13 protein-coding genes are annotated in these 16,762 nt (G+C 41.9%); all 13 read left to right on the top strand.

The window, feature by feature from the left end; genetic code table 11:
* The first annotated feature begins 94 nt into the window (after nucleotides 1-94).
* The 13 genes from N8M93_RS19475 (at nucleotide 95) to N8M93_RS19535 (ending at nucleotide 16,622) form a co-directional block, all read left to right on the top strand.
* Nucleotides 95-1,297, top strand: coding sequence for a DEAD/DEAH box helicase (locus tag N8M93_RS19475; RefSeq protein ID WP_261134293.1), 1,203 nt, complete (start codon nucleotides 95-97; stop codon nucleotides 1,295-1,297).
* Between the two features lie 235 nt (nucleotides 1,298-1,532).
* Entirely contained in the window at nucleotides 1,533-1,832 is a 300-nt protein-coding gene (locus N8M93_RS19480; protein ID WP_261134294.1) for a hypothetical protein, read from the top strand.
* A gap of 242 nt (nucleotides 1,833-2,074) precedes the next feature.
* Nucleotides 2,075-3,976 (top strand): N-acetylglucosamine-specific PTS transporter subunit IIBC, encoded by a 1,902-nt coding sequence (nagE, locus tag N8M93_RS19485; RefSeq protein ID WP_261134295.1) that lies wholly within the window; start codon nucleotides 2,075-2,077, stop codon nucleotides 3,974-3,976.
* 708 nt (nucleotides 3,977-4,684) lie between these two features.
* Nucleotides 4,685-6,391, top strand: coding sequence for a serine hydrolase (locus N8M93_RS19490; RefSeq protein WP_261134296.1), 1,707 nt, complete (start codon nucleotides 4,685-4,687; stop codon nucleotides 6,389-6,391).
* 28 nt (nucleotides 6,392-6,419) lie between these two features.
* Nucleotides 6,420-7,673 (top strand): DUF1343 domain-containing protein, encoded by a 1,254-nt coding sequence (locus tag N8M93_RS19495; protein WP_261134297.1) that lies wholly within the window; start codon nucleotides 6,420-6,422, stop codon nucleotides 7,671-7,673.
* 17 nt (nucleotides 7,674-7,690) lie between these two features.
* Nucleotides 7,691-8,551 carry a MurR/RpiR family transcriptional regulator gene (locus tag N8M93_RS19500; protein ID WP_261134298.1) on the top strand — a complete coding sequence of 287 codons (861 nt, stop codon included), beginning with the start codon at nucleotides 7,691-7,693 and terminating at the stop codon, nucleotides 8,549-8,551.
* A gap of 125 nt (nucleotides 8,552-8,676) precedes the next feature.
* On the top strand, nucleotides 8,677-9,954 hold the full coding sequence (locus N8M93_RS19505; RefSeq protein WP_261134311.1) for an extracellular solute-binding protein: 1,278 nt from the start codon (nucleotides 8,677-8,679) through the stop codon (nucleotides 9,952-9,954).
* A 30-nt stretch (nucleotides 9,955-9,984) separates the two neighbouring features.
* Nucleotides 9,985-10,938 carry a carbohydrate ABC transporter permease gene (locus N8M93_RS19510; protein ID WP_396125733.1) on the top strand — a complete coding sequence of 318 codons (954 nt, stop codon included), beginning with the start codon at nucleotides 9,985-9,987 and terminating at the stop codon, nucleotides 10,936-10,938.
* A 205-nt stretch (nucleotides 10,939-11,143) separates the two neighbouring features.
* The gene (locus tag N8M93_RS19515) at nucleotides 11,144-11,968 is read left to right on the top strand and encodes a carbohydrate ABC transporter permease (protein WP_261134299.1); all 825 of its coding nucleotides are present in this window, start codon (nucleotides 11,144-11,146) and stop codon (nucleotides 11,966-11,968) included.
* Nucleotides 11,969-12,051: 83 nt separating this feature from the next.
* On the top strand, nucleotides 12,052-12,951 hold the full coding sequence (gene murQ, locus N8M93_RS19520; protein WP_261134300.1) for an N-acetylmuramic acid 6-phosphate etherase: 900 nt from the start codon (nucleotides 12,052-12,054) through the stop codon (nucleotides 12,949-12,951).
* Nucleotides 12,952-13,632: 681 nt separating this feature from the next.
* Nucleotides 13,633-14,169: a DUF1572 domain-containing protein gene (locus N8M93_RS19525; protein ID WP_261134301.1), complete on the top strand. Its 537-nt coding sequence runs from the start codon at nucleotides 13,633-13,635 to the stop codon at nucleotides 14,167-14,169.
* A 140-nt stretch (nucleotides 14,170-14,309) separates the two neighbouring features.
* Nucleotides 14,310-15,662, top strand: coding sequence for a 3-phosphoshikimate 1-carboxyvinyltransferase (gene aroA, locus N8M93_RS19530; protein WP_261134302.1), 1,353 nt, complete (start codon nucleotides 14,310-14,312; stop codon nucleotides 15,660-15,662).
* A gap of 474 nt (nucleotides 15,663-16,136) precedes the next feature.
* Nucleotides 16,137-16,622, top strand: a complete 486-nt coding sequence (locus N8M93_RS19535) for a hypothetical protein (protein WP_261134303.1) — start codon at nucleotides 16,137-16,139, stop codon at nucleotides 16,620-16,622.
* Nucleotides 16,623-16,762: the final 140 nt, after the last annotated feature.

The raw sequence follows: 16,762 nt of genomic DNA on the forward strand, positions 1-16,762 counted from the left end.
CCGGGAGTATACTTTTTAACAAGGTATTTTATAGGGGTATCGTTAAAACCTTGATAAAGGAATTTAAACTCTACTGAAAAAAACAGGTGAATTTATGACAGATTTCGTTAATCTAGGATTATCCTTAAACTATATAAAAAAGCTGGAACAGCAAGGGATCAAAAAGCCGACTCGAATACAAACAGATTCGATTCCTTTATTGAAAAGCGGGGATGATATCGTCGCTCAGGCTCAGACAGGTTCAGGGAAAACCTTGGCGTTCCTTCTACCGATGCTTGAAAAAATCGATCCAGAAGAAGCAGTCATTCAGGGCTTGATCATCATGCCGACGAGAGAATTGGCTTTGCAAGTCACGCAAGAGCTATACAAACTGACAGAAGATGAAGACATCAATGTTTTAGCAGTGTATGGCGGGCAGGATGTGCTTCAACAGATCAACAAGCTTCAGGGAAGCGTACATATCGTGATCGGGACGCCAGGTCGGATCCTCGATCATGTACGACGGGGTACAATTGATTTTTCACACGTATCGATGCTTGTTCTTGATGAAGCGGACCAGATACTGCATATCGGGTTCTTAGAAGATGTTGCAACGATCATTGATCAGACATCTGAATCAAGGCAGACAGCCCTTTTTTCTGCAACGATGCCTGATGATATACGGCAGCTTGCGAATCGTTATATGCGATCACCAAGACAGATCAAGGTAACGACGAAAGGGAAGACGGTTGAAGAAATCCAACAATATGTTGTGGAGACCACTGACCGGCAAAAACAAAATGCTCTCTTAAAGGTTGTGAAGGAAACACAGCCGATTCTGGCGATCATTTTTTGCAGGACGCAGCGGCGGGTCAGCAAACTTTATAATGCTTTATCGGAGAAAGGGTACTTGACCGATGAGCTGCATGGCGGATTGTCACAAGCGAAGCGTGAAGATGTTATGCAACGGTTCCGTACTGGGGAAGTCCATTTACTGATTGCAACCGATGTGGCTGCCCGTGGTCTAGATGTTGAAGGAGTTTCCCACATCTATAACTATGATGTACCTCAAGACGTTGAGAGCTATATCCACCGGATAGGCCGGACGGGGCGGGCAGGGGAAAAAGGAATGGCAATCACTTTCATCGCGCCAAAGGATGAGAAGGCGTTAACCATGATCGAAAATACGATTGATAAAAAGATTGAGCGGATGGAAGTGGTCGTTAAACCTGGTATCCAACCTTCAGCTAAGACGCCTACCAGAAAGATGTCATACGACGCTAACAATAGAAAACGAAACACTCGAAGAAAAAGATGACGATTTAAAAGCTATCGCTAGGCTCAAATTAACGTGAATTTTTATTGGAAAATGTCTCAATACATTAGTAATGAAACACCACTCTAATCCAAGTATAATTACTTTCTTCAATATAAGGTAACTAAGGCTTGACTTGCCAAGTTTTCTTTAGAAATTGTATGTTTTTCGTCACATCTTTTTCATCTGAAAAGGAGTAAAATATTGGTGAAATAGATGAACGAAGGGGATGTTTTGTATGGGAAAAATCATACTTAGTGTACCGTTCTTTTGGTTTGTCTTGAGTAATGCAGTATTTGCACAAACGACAGTGGATCAAACAGAACACACACTTGTTTTATACTTGATTGCAAGTATACCAATCTTATTTTTTGCGACTTTAATATATATTTTCGGTGATTATCGGGAGTTTTTCTGGAGAAAACGTGCTTTATTTCTAGTATCACGCTCATCAGCAGATAAAATCATCTCTATAAAAGATTGCCGAAAGATTTCAAATGCGAAAAAACATCTATCAAGAGGGGCTGGCATTTTTTAATGTCAGTTCCTCTTTCTTTTATAGGCAACATTTGTTCAAGATGGCTGCGAAATTACTCAAGATTGATTCGAAATTGCTCAAGATCACCCCGGAATTGAACCAGATCATCACAGAACTAGCTGGAATTTTATTTCATACTTTTAGCTCATTTAAGGAGTTTTGTAACTATTGTAGGCAATTTTTTGATATATCTATTTATGAAAAGGTTTCAGAAAATTTTAAAAATATAAGGAGGATTGTACATGTTAGGATTTTTACAAAGAATCGGCAGAGCCTTGATGCTGCCGATTGCCATCATGCCAGCAGCGGCATTGCTTTTACGTTTGGGACAAGATGATTTATTAGGGATCCCGTTTATTGCTGCTTCTGGTAATGCTATTTTTGCCCATCTGCCGCTTCTTTTTGCGATCGGGGTAGCAATCGGATTATCGAAAGACTCGAATGGCGCTGCCGGATTAGCTGGCGCGGTCGCTTTCTTCGTGTTGACAGAAGGGACGAAAGCCATTAATGAAGAAATCGATATGGCCTTCCTTGGGGGGATTTTATCTGGGGTAATAGCTGGATTACTTTACAACCGCTTTCATGATATAAAATTGCCAGATTACCTCGCCTTCTTTGGAGGGAGACGATTTGTTCCAATCATCACGGCTGGGGTGATGGTTGTACTGGCAGGTCTTTTCGGATTCGTATGGCCTCCGATCCAGGATGGCATCAATGCAATTGGACAATGGATCATTGATGCAGGAGCTGCAGGAGTCGGTATTTATGGTTTCATGAATCGTTTGCTTATTCCAATCGGTCTCCATCATGTCCTTAATAGTCTTGTCTGGTTCGTATTTGGCGAATATAACGGAGCGACTGGTGATTTGCATCGTTTCTTTGCAGGTGATCCGGAAGCAGGAATATTCATGGCCGGCTTCTTCCCAATCATGATGTTCGGTCTACCAGCAGCATGTTTCGCAATGATTGCTGCTGCTAAAAAGGAAAAGAAAAAAGCGGTCACCGGATTACTGGTCGGGATTGCTTTCACTTCCTTCCTGACAGGTATTACAGAACCGATTGAGTTCTCCTTCATGTTCTTATCACCTATATTGTATGGCGTGCATGCGTTATTGACTGGTAGTGCGATGGTGGTCACTTATGCATTGGACATCCATCATGGATTCGGGTTTTCCGCAGGGGCAATCGACTACATTCTGAATTTCGGACTTGCCCAGCGGCCGTGGCTATTGTTCATCGTCGGTCTGATATATGCAGTCATATATTTTGTCGTATTCTATTTCCTTATCAAAGCATTGGATCTGAAAACCCCAGGTCGTGAAGATGATGAGGATATGGTTGACACTGATGGTCCTACTAAGGTTGCTTCAGGTGACAAATATGAAGACATGGCTCATCACTTCATCACAGCACTTGGTGGCAAATCAAATATCCAGGCGATTGACAGCTGTGCAACCCGACTGCGATTAAATATTGCAGATATGGACGCGATTGATGAGCAGGCGTTGAAAAGGCATGGAGCAAAAGGGATTATGAAAATTGACCGGAGGAATCTCCAGGTAGTTGTGGGTACGAATGTCGAGTTCGTAGCCACCGCCATGCAGCGTCAAATGGCAAATGAAGAGAAGTCTCCTCAAGAATCAGTTGCTGTTGATAATGGAAAACCACCTGCCAGATCGGCATTTGGTAAAAAAGGTTTTGCTTCACCTATTGAAGGACGGATCATTCCAATAACCGATGTGGATGACCCGACGTTTTCTGAACGGATGATGGGCGATGGATTTGCAGTTGAACCTACTGGAAAAACGGTCGTCTCACCAGTTGACGGAAAAGTCATCAATCTGTTCCCGACGAAACATGCGATCGGCATTGAATCGAAAAATGGCTATGAAATCCTGATTCATGTTGGATTGGATACAGTGGAGATGAACGGTGAAGGGTTCCAGGCCTATGTCAAGGCTGGTGATGAAGTCAAACAAGGGCAAAAATTACTGGAGTTGAACCTGGACTATCTCCAAAAGAATGCAAAATCTACCGTTACACCGATCATCTTCACAAATCTGGATGAGGGTGAAAGAGTCGAACTGAAGAAATCTGGAACGATCAATCAAGGTGAAACGAACATTATTGAAATTAGAAAATGAATCTGTAAAAGAGCGGAGCTGCCTCTATTGGCCAGCTCCGTTTTTTAGTTTGTTACTCGTTCGGACAGTAGAGAGAGAAAACAGTGACAGAGTGTCCGAAGTTGGTGCTTTATGAGACAGGAAGAGGAGAAATCATCGAAAGTCTGTCCCAAAAGAGCGTGTTATGGAACAAGAAGAGGAGAAAACACCGAGAGTCTGTCCCGAAAGAGCGTGTTATGGGACAGGAAGAGGAGAAAACACCGAGAGTCTGTCCCGAAAGAGCGTGTTATGGGACAAGAAGAGGAGAAAACACCGAGAGTCTGTCCCGAAAGAGCGTGTTAAGGGACAGGAAGAGGAGAAATCATCAAGAGTCTGTCCCGAAAGAGCTTGTTAAGGGACAGGAAGAGGAGAAATCATCGAAAGGGTCCTTCAAGGTCAGTTGAGCTCTACAACAAAGGATCATCCTTAAAAAAATCCCTTCTGAAATAAAACTTCATAATCTAGCGTCGTAATTGTCATAATATTTCAAAAATAATTAATTAGGACTGAATCAATGGTCTTGATTAACGTACCGATATCGGTTGTTAGGGACTTAAGTGGTATAGACAACTTGTTTTACCCTTAGGTAACCTGAAAATAGATTTTGGAAGCACTTACATTTTCAAGGATGAAAGGAGGCTGCAGCAGCTCATAGTTCTGAAATGATCAACTATGGAAAAGGGAGGCACTATGAAAAACAAAACATTGACTGTTACATTAGCGGCTTTGTTGGCTTGTTCAAGTTCAGTAGCAGGCAGTACTTTTGTGAATGCGAATGACAATCATCCTACAGCTCCTAGCATTGAACAAAATGAAACCAAGATCAATAGCAGTAATGCACATCCTGCTTTTTCTTGGGGAAATCCCGGTCCTGTTTTACCCATTCTCAAACCAGGATCGATAAGGGGGGCAGGGATGAGGAGTGAACCGTTACAAGAAATCGATGGTGTGATGGACAAGATGATCGAAGACGAGGTCATGCCAGGTGCAGTAGCGTTGGTGGCAAGGCGCGGCCATATTGTCAAACATGAATCTTATGGGTATGCCGCTCGTTATACGGATGACAGCAAAAATGAAATGGAAAATCCGATCGAGATGCAAGATGATACCATATTCGATCTTGCGTCCATCAGTAAAATCTTCACAACCACTGCAGCAATGAAACTTTACGAAGATGGCTATTTTGAATTGGATGATCCAGTAGCAAATCACATTCCGGAATTTGCAGAGAACGGGAAGGAAAACGTGACGATCAAGCAATTGATGACCCACACTTCAGGTTTTACAGCATGGATTCCTCTCTATACGCAAGGCGATAGCCGTGAGGAACGGCTTCAGATCGTATTTGCACACCCTCTTAACAATGAACCGGGTACGACGTATACATACAGCGATTTGAACATGATCACACTCGGTGCATTGATTGAACGTCTTTCTGGCAAGCGGCTCGATCAATATATAAAAGAAAATATAACCGATCCGTTAGGCATGGACGATACGTTGTACAACCCGCATGAATCCCTAAAAGAGCGGATTGCTGCCACAGAATACCAGCCATGGACCAACCGTGGTCTTGTCTGGGGGGAAGTGCATGATGAAAATGCCTGGTCCCTAGATGGAGTGGCTGGACATGCTGGCGTCTTTTCCACAGCAGAAGATCTTGGCAAACTTGCACACATGTATGTGAATGACGGCCGGTATGGAAGCAAGCAGATCCTCAAGCCTGAAACGGTTGAACTACTCGTCGAAAACCAGATTCCAGAGTTTCCTGGAAATGATCATGGATTAGGATGGGAAATTCAGCAAGGCTGGTTCATGGATGCCCTCTCCTCCAGCTCGACAGTTGGTCACACTGGTTATACAGGAACATCGATCGTAGTGGATTTGAATAACGCAACAATCGCCATTCTTTTAACAAATCGTGTCCACCCGACCCGAAACACAGTTTCAACGAATGTGGCAAGACGTGCGTTTGCCAGACAGGTAGCTGACGCCATTCCGGTTGAGATGATTGATAACAGTCCGGCCTGGTTCTCTGGCTACGGAGATGCGATGGAGCGTTCGCTTACTGCTGAAGTCGATCTGAGTGGTCCTGCTACGCTGACCTTCGATACCTGGTACAGGCTCGAGTCTGGTTACGATACGGGTAAAATCGAAGTTTCAGAGGATGGAGAAAGCTGGTCTCAGCTCCATGATCCGTTTACTGGAAGCAGTGAATGGAATCAAGTTCAAGTAGAAGTGCCGGCTAATGCAAAATATGTGAGATTCCGTTATGAAACAGATAGTTACACGAATGGACGTGGCTGGTACATCGACAATCTGAAATTGGAAATGGAAGATGGGTCGGAAATATCTCCGGAATTTTCTGGTGAAGGCTGGGAGCTCCGAGACTTTTAATCTCTAAAACGAAACGGGAGGGTTTACAGTGAAAAAATGGTTCGTCATGGTCATTACGACCGTTTTTGTATTGTCAACGGTGGCTGTAGGGCTTGCTGATGGAAAAGGGAAAGGTAAACAAGGCAAGCAAGTAAAACTTGGCGTTGAAGTTTTGTTGGACGAGCAGATGGATCTGATTGAAGGGCAGAAAGTAGGATTGATTACGAATCCGACCGGCGTCGATCAGGAGCTTAATAGTATCGTAGATCTGCTCCATAATGATCCGGACGTGAATCTGACAGCCTTATACGGACCAGAGCATGGCGTTCGCGGGAGTGCGCAGGCTGGGGAATATGTGGAGTTCTACATTGATGAAGAGACAGGACTTCCGGTTTACAGCCTTTATGGTCAGACAAGAAAACCGACTCCTGAAATGCTTGAAAACGTAGATGTCCTTTTATTTGATATCCAGGATGTCGGCACTCGCTTCTATACGTATATCTACACGATGGCATACGCAATGGAAGCAGCAGCCGAAAACGACATCTCCTTCATCGTCTTGGACCGTCCGAATCCGATCAGCGGAACAAAAGTGGAAGGACCGGTACTTGACCCGGAATACAGTTCATTTGTCGGTATGTATCCGATCCCACTTCGTCATGGTATGACAGTGGGTGAGCTGGCACGCTTGTTCAATGAAGAGTTCGAAATCGGAACAGACCTGACAGTTGTTGAAATGGATGGTTGGAAACGGAATATGTATTACGATGATACGTCGCTTGAATTTGTCCTGCCATCACCGAATATGCCGACAGTCGATACGGCACTGGTCTACCCAGGTGCAGCTTTGATTGAAGGAACGAACGTATCGGAAGGAAGAGGGACGACGAAACCGTTCGAATTGATTGGAGCACCGTTCATCAACAGTACCGAACTGGCTGCGGAATTGAATGATTTGAAATTACGCGGGGTTACGTTCCGTGCAGCGTCGTTTACACCTGTGTTTTCAAAACATAGTGGGCAGTTGAGCCATGGCGTCCAGCTGCATGTGACGGATCAAAAAGCCTTCTCGCCAGTCGATACTGGTCTTCATCTCGTGAAAACGATTCATGATCTGTACCCGGAGGATTTTGAATTCCGTGCTGAAAACAGTGCAGGAGTATCATTCTTCGATTTATTGATCGGGAACGGTTGGGTCCGTGATGCGATTGAGGAGGGACAATCTGTAAAAGAAATCAAATCTCAATGGCAGGATGATCTCGAACAATTCAAAAATACACGCGAGCAATATCTGCTTTATTGATTCAGGAGATCGGTTTGATGTTAAAAGGTGGATTAATCAGCATCCAAGAATGTATGCCTTCCTTGAAGCCCTCTGAACGGAAAGTGGCTGAATACATTTTGACCAACCCTGGTGAAGTGGTGAACTTATCTGTCCAGAAGCTTGCGAAAAGGACACAAGTCAGTGAAGCGACGATCATCCGCCTTTCAAGAGCCCTCAGCTATAAAGGATTTCAGGAATTGAAACTGAGGATTGCAGGTGATCTTGCCCAATTCAATAACAATAACCATTCCTATCAGGAAATACCGACGAACGGTTCGATCGCTTCTTTGATCGGGACGATTTCACATAACAACATCCAGTCCATCAATGATACTCTTTCAGTCCTTTCTCCTGAACAGGTGGAAACGGCAGTAGACGTATTGAGCAAAGCCAGGAAAATTGCCATATACGGAATCGGGGCTTCAGCAGTCATTGCACAAGATTTCAAGCAGAAACTGACAAGGGTCAATCGTTGGTGTGAAGCGGCGTTCGACTTTGATACACAGGGAACCATCAGTGCGAATTTGACAGGAGCAGATGTTGCATTCGGCATTTCTTATTCCGGAAGGACAAAAGATGTGATTGAATCCTTGAAGATCGCAAAAGAAAAGGGAGCCAAAACGATTTCACTGACGAAATTCGGGAGCAATCCAGTAGCCGACTTGACGGATATCAATCTGTTCACAAGTTCTTTGGAGCAGAGTATCCGAAGTGGAGCGATGAGTTCCCGGATCTCCCAGTTGAATGTGATCGATGTTTTATATATCGGGATGACAAGCAGGAAATATGATGAAAGCATTGATGCACTCGAAAGGACAAGGAAAGCGGTGCAAGTATCAAAGCAAATGGATCGATGAGTTTGTAATTCATTTAATACGGTCACTCTAGCACGCTTTTCCACAGGAGCTTCGTATATTTTCCAACTTTAGGTTTTCACGCATCACCAGCTTTATTAAACATTAAATAGGAGGGGTTCAATGTGATGAAACGGTGGTTCAGTTTGTTTCTTGGAGTGCTCTTACTTTTGTCCCTTGCACTTGCAGGATGCAATAGTACAGGTGGAAGCGACTCCGATAGCAATGGGGATGACTCCAGTGGCGATGTTCTGACGATCGGAAGCTGGAGAACAGAAGATAAAGCTGCCTATGACAAAATCATCGAGGCATTTAATGAAGAACATCCAGACATCAAGATCGAGTTCAAGCCTTCAAAAAATACGGAATACGATACGATTCTCAATACAGCTCTACAAAGTGGCGAGGGACCGGACATCATCCAACTCCGACCTTACGCACCTGGAATGGAACTTGCGAAAGCAGGGTACCTTGAGCCGCTTGATGATTTAGAGGGAATCGATACGTTTACGGAAGATACGATTTCTGCTGCTACATCTGAAGACGGCAAAATCTACGGTGTCCCTCTGTCGCTGAATTCTGCGCAAATGTTCTACAACAAGAAAATCTTCGAGGAACATGGCCTGGAGGAGCCGAAAACGTGGGATGAGTTCATCGATCTAAACGAAAAGCTGAAATCAGAAGGTGTGACACCAATCGCACTTGGAACGAAAGAAGGCTGGTTATTGTCGTTAGCCCATGCGATTGTGGGTCCTGCACATTATGGAGCTGGCGGATTCGTGGAACAAATCACATCAGGAGATAAAACCTTCACGAGCGATGAATTTGTGTCTTCGCTTGATGCTATGGATGAGTTGAAGGAGTACTTCCCGGATAATTATGAAGGTCTCGGGATGGAAGATATCCGTACCCTTTTCTTTACGGAACAGGCTGCGATGTTCCCATTGGGAAGCTGGGAAATCGAGGTGCTTCGCGAAATGAATCCTGAGCTGGAGCTAGGATTCTTCCCGATGCCATCTGCTGAAGGTAATGAACCTACCATGACGACCTGGGTGGATGGGTCCTACGGAATCAATGCCAACTCGAAAAATAAAGAGGATGCGAAGAAGTTTCTAGCGTTCATGACGACAGAGAAATTTGCAAAACTTTTTTCGGATGAATTGGCGCGGATCCCAGCAGTCCCAGGAGTCGAAACAGAAGATGAACTGGTCACGGCGATGGCTGAAGCATCCAATACGTATACTACCCCTTACATGATGCTCGTCCATTTTAACAAAGGAAATCCGACAACGAAGGCGACACTGGAAACTGAACTTCAAGGGATGTATCTCGGAAAACAATCACCTGAAGATGTTGCAGAAAAGCTGCAAGGAAATGCCGAAACGTATTTCGAACCTTTTCAATAACCGATGACTTTATAAAGGTGGCGAGGATCGATGGAGCTCGAAACGAAGACGAACATACCGACAAAACCTAAGAGTAAGAAGGATTGGAGAAAGATGGTCATCCATCTTTTTCCGATCCCCGCCCTCGCTATTTATGTCACTTTCATCATTTATCCGTTGTTCGCTGCTTTTTCTTACAGCCTATTCGATTGGCAGGGGATCAGAAGAGGAGCATTCATCGGAATCGAGAATTTCATTGCACTTTTCACGAGAGAACCCTTCAACAGCATGTTTTGGAATGCATTCGAAAATAACATCATCTACTTTCTATTGGAGATGGTCGTACAAAATGGAATCGCCTTCATGCTCGCGTATATCATCTATAAAAAAATCCGGTTTGCGGAATTTTTCAAGGCAGCTTACTTTTTGCCCCGCTTGCTGTCTGTCATTATTGTGGGTTTTTTGTGGAAGCTGATCCTAAACCCGAATTTCGGTGCCCTCAATGTCTTTTTGAAAAAGATCGGGCTTGAAAGCTGGGCGAAGGCATGGCTCGGTGACCCAGACACTGCTCTGATCGCAATCATTCTCGTAAACTCTTGGTTTGGTCTCGGGTTTGCAGTATTGATTTTCCTTGCTGGTTTACAGGGGATTCCGAATGATCTGATAGAGGCTGCGCGGCTGGATGGAGCGACTGGATTCAAGTTGATCCGAAAAATCATCCTGCCATTGATGATCCCATCCATCACCATCATGACCGTGCTGACTTTCATTCATGCGTTTGAGGCTTTTGAGCTCGTCTATGCGATGCAAGGCTCAATGGGTGAACCGTATTATTCCACGGATACATTAGCCGTCTATTTTTACAGGCTGGCATTCGGTTCAGGCGGAGCAAATTCAGCGGCAATCGGTTTAGGTTCAGCATTAGCAGTCGTCTTGTTCATGATCATTGCGACAATCTCAGCGTTATTTTTGTTTGTGTTGCGTAAGCGTGAGGTTCAAATGTAGCCTTGTAGTTTTGTGATAACCGTCGAGCTTCATTGTCAGCTGTGTTCGCTCACATCCTCATGTACCGAAAAGTACACTGCGGTGATTCGCTCACGTGCTTCCTCGAATTTCTTGGTTCTGACAAATCTACTATCAGGAGTTGTGATAGCGGTCGAGTTGTCCGCTCTCGGTTTCAGAAAAATTCTACTGTTCTAGGAGGGAGAATATGAAAAACCATATCGCATCCAGATCCATCTATTATTTGATCGCATTCTTCTTTGCGGTGATCAGTGTATACCCCATCCTGTTGATGGTTTATTCTTCCTTCAAGACGAATGCTGAACTTTTTAAGAATCCGTTGTCGATTCCGAAATCTTTCAGTCTCGAACCCTATCAAAAACTCCTTGAGCAAATACCGTTCTTCACTTTCTTCTGGAATAGTGTTTTTGTCAGTGCGGTATCGGTGATTTTCATTCTATTGTTCGGATCGCTCGCAGCGTTTTACATTGCGAGATATTCATTCTGGTGGAATAACTACCTGTTTTTCTTTTTTTTGATCGGTATGATGATCCCGATCAAACTGGGGATCGTTCCTTTGTTCATGCTGATGAAGGATTTGAGTCTCATCAATTCCCTATGGTCGCTTGTGTTCCTTTATACAGCTACTGGAATTCCGTTATCCATCTTGATTTTGACCGGTTTTTTCCGAACCATGCCTAAAGAGTTGGAAGAAGCAGCCCGTATTGATGGAGCGACAGATATCAAGGTTTTCTGGCATGTGTTGCTCCCGATCATGAGACCTGCGCTTGGAACTGTGATGATCATCAATTTCATCCAATCGTGGAATGATTTCTTTTTCCCTTTAGTATTCATTACTGATGAAATGAAGAAGACGATTCCGGTTGGTATGCTTTCGTTATTCGGTGAATATTCTGCGGATTGGGGAGCGTTATTTGCAGGATTGACGCTCTCATCTTTACCGATGATCGTCCTGTTTTTCATCGCTTCCAAACAATTCATGGAAGGATTGACAGCAGGGGCGGTCAAATAAACATTCACTATTAAAGCTTTTTTAAAAAGAGAAACATGATCCGCAAGGGCGGTAAGTATGGATAGGGCGACAGGAGGGCAGTTATGATCAACAAAAACATGATAACAGAACAACGGAATAAGGAATCAGAAAAGCTGGATACCTTTTCTGTCCAAGAAATTATCCAGGTCATGAATCGTGAAGATAAAACTGTTGCCGGTGCTGTGGAGAGAAGCATACAGCAAATTACAAAAGCCATTGAAAAAATCGCTGAAGTGATGGAAAGAGGAGGTAGATTATACTATATCGGAGCCGGGACTAGTGGCCGACTGGGAATACTGGATGCGTCGGAATGTCCTCCTACTTTCGGCGTTGCTGATGATTTAGTCAATGGAATCATTGCTGGCGGAGACCAGGCGCTCAGGACGGCTATAGAGAATGCAGAAGATGATGAAATGGCAGGTAGGAATGATGTAGAGGCTGTCGTAACCGAAAAGGATGCTGTTGTAGGGATCACTTCTAGCGGCAGAACCCCATATGTGATTGGAGGCGTCAGAAAAGCTGCCCAAAACGGAGCGTTGACCGTAGGGTTATCTTGCAATCCGAACGCGGAATTAAGCCGGAATGTCCAGTATCCGATCGAGATTTTGGTGGGTCCGGAAGTGGTGACGGGATCGACCAGATTAAAGGCCGGTACTGCGCAAAAGATGGTCTTGAATATGATTTCCACGACTGTCATGATCAAGCTCGGAAAAGTGTATGGAAACCTGATGGTGAATGTGCAGGCGACCAACGAAAAGCTAAGACATCGAGTCGTCCACATCATCCAAGAAGTGACTGGGGTGGATGAAAAAACTGCACAGAAATATAGCAACTCCGCAAAAGGAGATGCACGAGCGGCGATTCTTATGATCATATTCCAAATCCCCTATGAAAAAGCTAGAGAAGCGCTTCGGAAAAATAAAGAAAACTTTCCAAAAGCCATGAAGAGTTTGAGGGCTTAGTAAGATTGGAAGACAGTGTCTCAGCGGGTTCTCTTTTATAATAGAATTTTTACAAATAGGAAGCACAGGTGGCGTACGAAATCACCTGTGTTTTTCATGTTTGACAGAGTGAATGTGGATGTAATTCTTCCTTGAATTGCTTTGTGATTTTAAAATATGAATAACAAAAGCTAATTTGAAAAATATGTTAAAATATAGTTCTGGAACACTGATGAGCGTTATACAAGAAAAGGGCAGGATTGTGGAATAAGGAGGTAAAAATGTTTACAATAATTTTTTACTTATTCTTAGTAATTGGGATATGTTTATTTGTGGTTGCAATAAAAAAGTCCTCATTGAAATTATACATTGTAGGTGGATTGTTGTTCTATATTGTAAGTTTTTTAGGTAGCTTTTCAATTGGTCTTTATATACTTGTGTTCACCTTTATATTGTGGACATTAGCCATTGTGAAATTCTTTAAGCTTTTGGAAAAGCCATATCATCAATTAACTTACTCTTTGATTGCTATTCCAATTTGGTTATTATCTATAACGTTCATCGATGATTATTGGTTGTTCTACCCATTTGCAATTTTGACTTTTTAGTATGCTTATTCCCTAATAGGGGGTGAGAGCTGAAGAACGATAGATGATCTCAGCCTTTCTTCATTGGTAGTTCTGTATTTTAGGAGGGATATTTTTGAACAATGTTGAAGAGGACTATCTTAAAATTATAGTAGGGCAACTAAAACATTTTAAAGAACGTGCAGAAAAGGGAATACTGCAATTATCAGATGACGAATTACACTTTAAGCCAAGTGAAGAATCTAATAGTATTGCAATTATCATCAAACATTTAAGTGGGAATATGCACTCTCGATGGGTAGATTTTTTAACTACTGATGGAGAAAAGGCTTATAGAAACAGAGACTTGGAATTTGTTGCTGATAATGAATCAAAGGAATATCTAATGCAAATTTGGGAAGAAGGCTGGGAAATTCTTTTTGATACAATTGTAAATCTAAAAGCGGACGATTTAAATAAGATTGTTTTTCTGCGACAACAACCTTTAAGTGTTCTTCAAGCAATTCAAACTGAAGTAGCTCATATTAGTTATCACTTAGGACAGATTCTTTATATTGGAAAACAAATAAAGGACAAAGATTGGAAAACATTAAGCATTCCTAAGAACGCTTCGGATGAATTTAATCAGAAAGTATCAGCTAAGAAGATTTGACAATGGTTTATCAACTTGGTGAGATGTCTTGGATTCATCCTCTTTGTTTAGCTTTACTATAGTAAGTTGTCCTTTGTTAACAATCTTTCGCAATTGGACTCAGATGAATTTTTAAATGTCTATTAATATAGAGGGGGGATATGTTGAATAGTCCTGACTTGAAAGCAAGATCACCTTGGTCCAGATTAAATAATGTTCAAGCTGTAAGAATTTCACCTATACAAAACAATAAAATTAATCATGATATTAGAGTCCCAGGGAGTAAGAGTTTTACAAATAGAGCATTAATTATGGCAGCTTTAGCTCGCGGAACTTCAACCCTAACCGGTATTCTAAAAAGTGATGATTCTTATTGGTGTATTGATGCACTTCACAAACTTGGTATTACCATCGAAACAGTTGATGAAACAGTTACTGTTCACGGTTGTAACTCCAAGTGGCCAGTGAAAAAAGGCGATTTATACATTGGTGCTGCTGGAACCATTGCCCGATTTTTACCTGGGGCCTTATCAACTGATAAGGAAGGGGATTGGGTCATAGAGGCAAGTAATAGAATGAGTCAACGACCACTAGAACCATTGATAATCGCTCTTACTGATTTAGGGGCTAATATTGAATATATAAACAAGGAAGGTTACTTACCCATACGTATAAAAGCAGGTGGGCTTAGGGGTGGCCCAGTTAGTATATCAGGTAAAGTTTCTAGTCAATTTATAAGTGGATTACTTCTGGCAAGTCCATTTGCTGAAAGAGAAGTAACCGTTGCGATTCCTGATACAATTGTTCAAAAGGATTATGTAAGAATCACTTTAAGTTTGATGGAACAGTTTGGTGTAGAGGCAAAATTTAATGACAATCTCACCCAAATCGTTGTTCCTAAATCACACTATCTTGGTAGAGATCTTGAACTAGAAGCTGATGCCTCAACGGCAAGTTATTTTTTAGCATTAGCAGCAATTACAAATGGCCGGATAAAAATAAATAATCTTTCAGTAAAGACGAACCAGCCGGATATTAAGATGGTTGATGTATATGAAAAAATGGGATGTAAAGTTGTCAGAGGTGAAGATTACATCGAATTAACAGGAACCCCAAATCTTTTAGGTGGATTTGAAATTAGCATGAAAGAAATGTCTGATCAAACCTTGACTCTAGCTTCAATAGCACCGTTTGCTTCGGCTCCGATAACAATGAAAGACGTTGAGCATATTCGTCATCACGAATCAGACCGTATCAGTGCTATTTGTAAAGAATTAGGTAAATTAGGAATTAAGGTAGAAGAATATAAAGATGGATTAACTGTTCATCCAGGTAACCCTCAACCTGAATCATTGGATTCACATGATGATCATAGAATTGCAATGTCTTTAACATTAATCGGAACTAGAATACCAGGTATTACGATAAATGATCCAGGATGTGTATCAAAAACCTGCCCAACTTACTTTGAGTTATTATCACAATTAGGTGTTAATATTGATTACAAAAAATAATATCCTGAATTTCAAAATAAGGTAGGTTCATTCAACGTATCCATAAATAGGGGAAATTTCAATATATGCCCAGTGTTCCGATTGGGGGTGAATCTAAGAAATACCACGTCCAAATCCTAATTATGTTTAAAGAGAGGGCTGTTTTAATGGGATTCTTGTTTGCTACAATTCTATTTTGGAGTTCAGTTCTTTTAACGCCTATACTATTTTTGTATGCTGTTTTTAAAAGCTCTTGGCGAGTAATGTTGAGTAGCTGTCTAACGATTTTACCCCTTTCCTTATATTTCATAAGTGGTGAACCGCCAGTTTTTTGGTTCGGATTTATTTTCTTAATCATTCCTTTAATTTTAAGTGTGGTATTTTACAGAAAACAAAAGACGAAAGTGAGCTTGACTAACGAGTAACCTTAAGTTGATTGTGGTTCAAGAAATATCATCTTCAATATTTGGGGACTAGACTTGAATATTTTTGGAGGTGAATACAGTTTTTTATAGAAAAATAGTTACTGCTTCTGTTTCTGGTACCATTTTTGTCTTCTTACTGGGCATAGCTATGCCGAATCCTTTTGGTGATGAAAACATAGTTTCTTACCAAAATTATTTTTATTCCTCAATTTCAATTATGCCGATTTATATGTTGTATAGTTTTCCCTGTATTTTAACTTACGGTGTAATCACTTCTATGATAAGTGATAAAATTGGGCAACTTCTGTTGAAGAAAACTGACGAAGTAAATATCGAAATCATAGTTTCAGGAGCACTACATCTAATATTTGGTCTAGTATTGTTTTGGTTCAGTTTAGTTGCTTCAATATTATTTTTTATCATTGATCGGTTATTTAAGAAGGTAAAAAACGATTATGGTTGGAAGGATGCTTTTCGAAGTTTAGTAATTCCTACATTAATGTGGCTTTTCCTTATGGGAGTGGTATGGGCAAATGACATACTACTGATCTTATAACTTGTTCAATTATAGGGGGCGAGAACTGAAGATTGATTCTGTTTCCAGTTTAAAGAACTGTGGTAAGTAGGACATAATGAATAAGTTTAAGGGGGATTTGATGGCTACACCAAAAAAGGAGTTCTTCTGGCTCTTATACT

The organism is Bacillus sp. Marseille-Q3570, assembly GCF_946151055.1.
Classification (GTDB): Bacteria; Bacillota; Bacilli; order Bacillales; family Fictibacillaceae; genus Pseudalkalibacillus.

Bases quoted from the DNA above. Each gene is read 5' to 3' on its own strand.
- N8M93_RS19490 (WP_261134296.1), top strand. From the start codon at position 4,685: ATGAAAAACAAAACATTGACTGTTACATTAGCGGCTTTGTTGGCTTGT.
- N8M93_RS19505 (WP_261134311.1), top strand. From the start codon at position 8,677: ATGAAACGGTGGTTCAGTTTGTTTCTTGGAGTGCTCTTACTTTTGTCC.
- N8M93_RS19510 (WP_396125733.1), top strand. From the start codon at position 9,985: ATGGAGCTCGAAACGAAGACGAACATACCGACAAAACCTAAGAGTAAG.
- N8M93_RS19475 (WP_261134293.1), top strand. From the start codon at position 95: ATGACAGATTTCGTTAATCTAGGATTATCCTTAAACTATATAAAAAAG.
- N8M93_RS19500 (WP_261134298.1), top strand. From the start codon at position 7,691: ATGTTAAAAGGTGGATTAATCAGCATCCAAGAATGTATGCCTTCCTTG.
- N8M93_RS19480 (WP_261134294.1), top strand. From the start codon at position 1,533: ATGGGAAAAATCATACTTAGTGTACCGTTCTTTTGGTTTGTCTTGAGT.
- murQ (WP_261134300.1), top strand. From the start codon at position 12,052: ATGATCAACAAAAACATGATAACAGAACAACGGAATAAGGAATCAGAA.
- nagE (WP_261134295.1), top strand. From the start codon at position 2,075: ATGTTAGGATTTTTACAAAGAATCGGCAGAGCCTTGATGCTGCCGATT.
- N8M93_RS19515 (WP_261134299.1), top strand. From the start codon at position 11,144: ATGAAAAACCATATCGCATCCAGATCCATCTATTATTTGATCGCATTC.
- aroA (WP_261134302.1), top strand. From the start codon at position 14,310: ATGTTGAATAGTCCTGACTTGAAAGCAAGATCACCTTGGTCCAGATTA.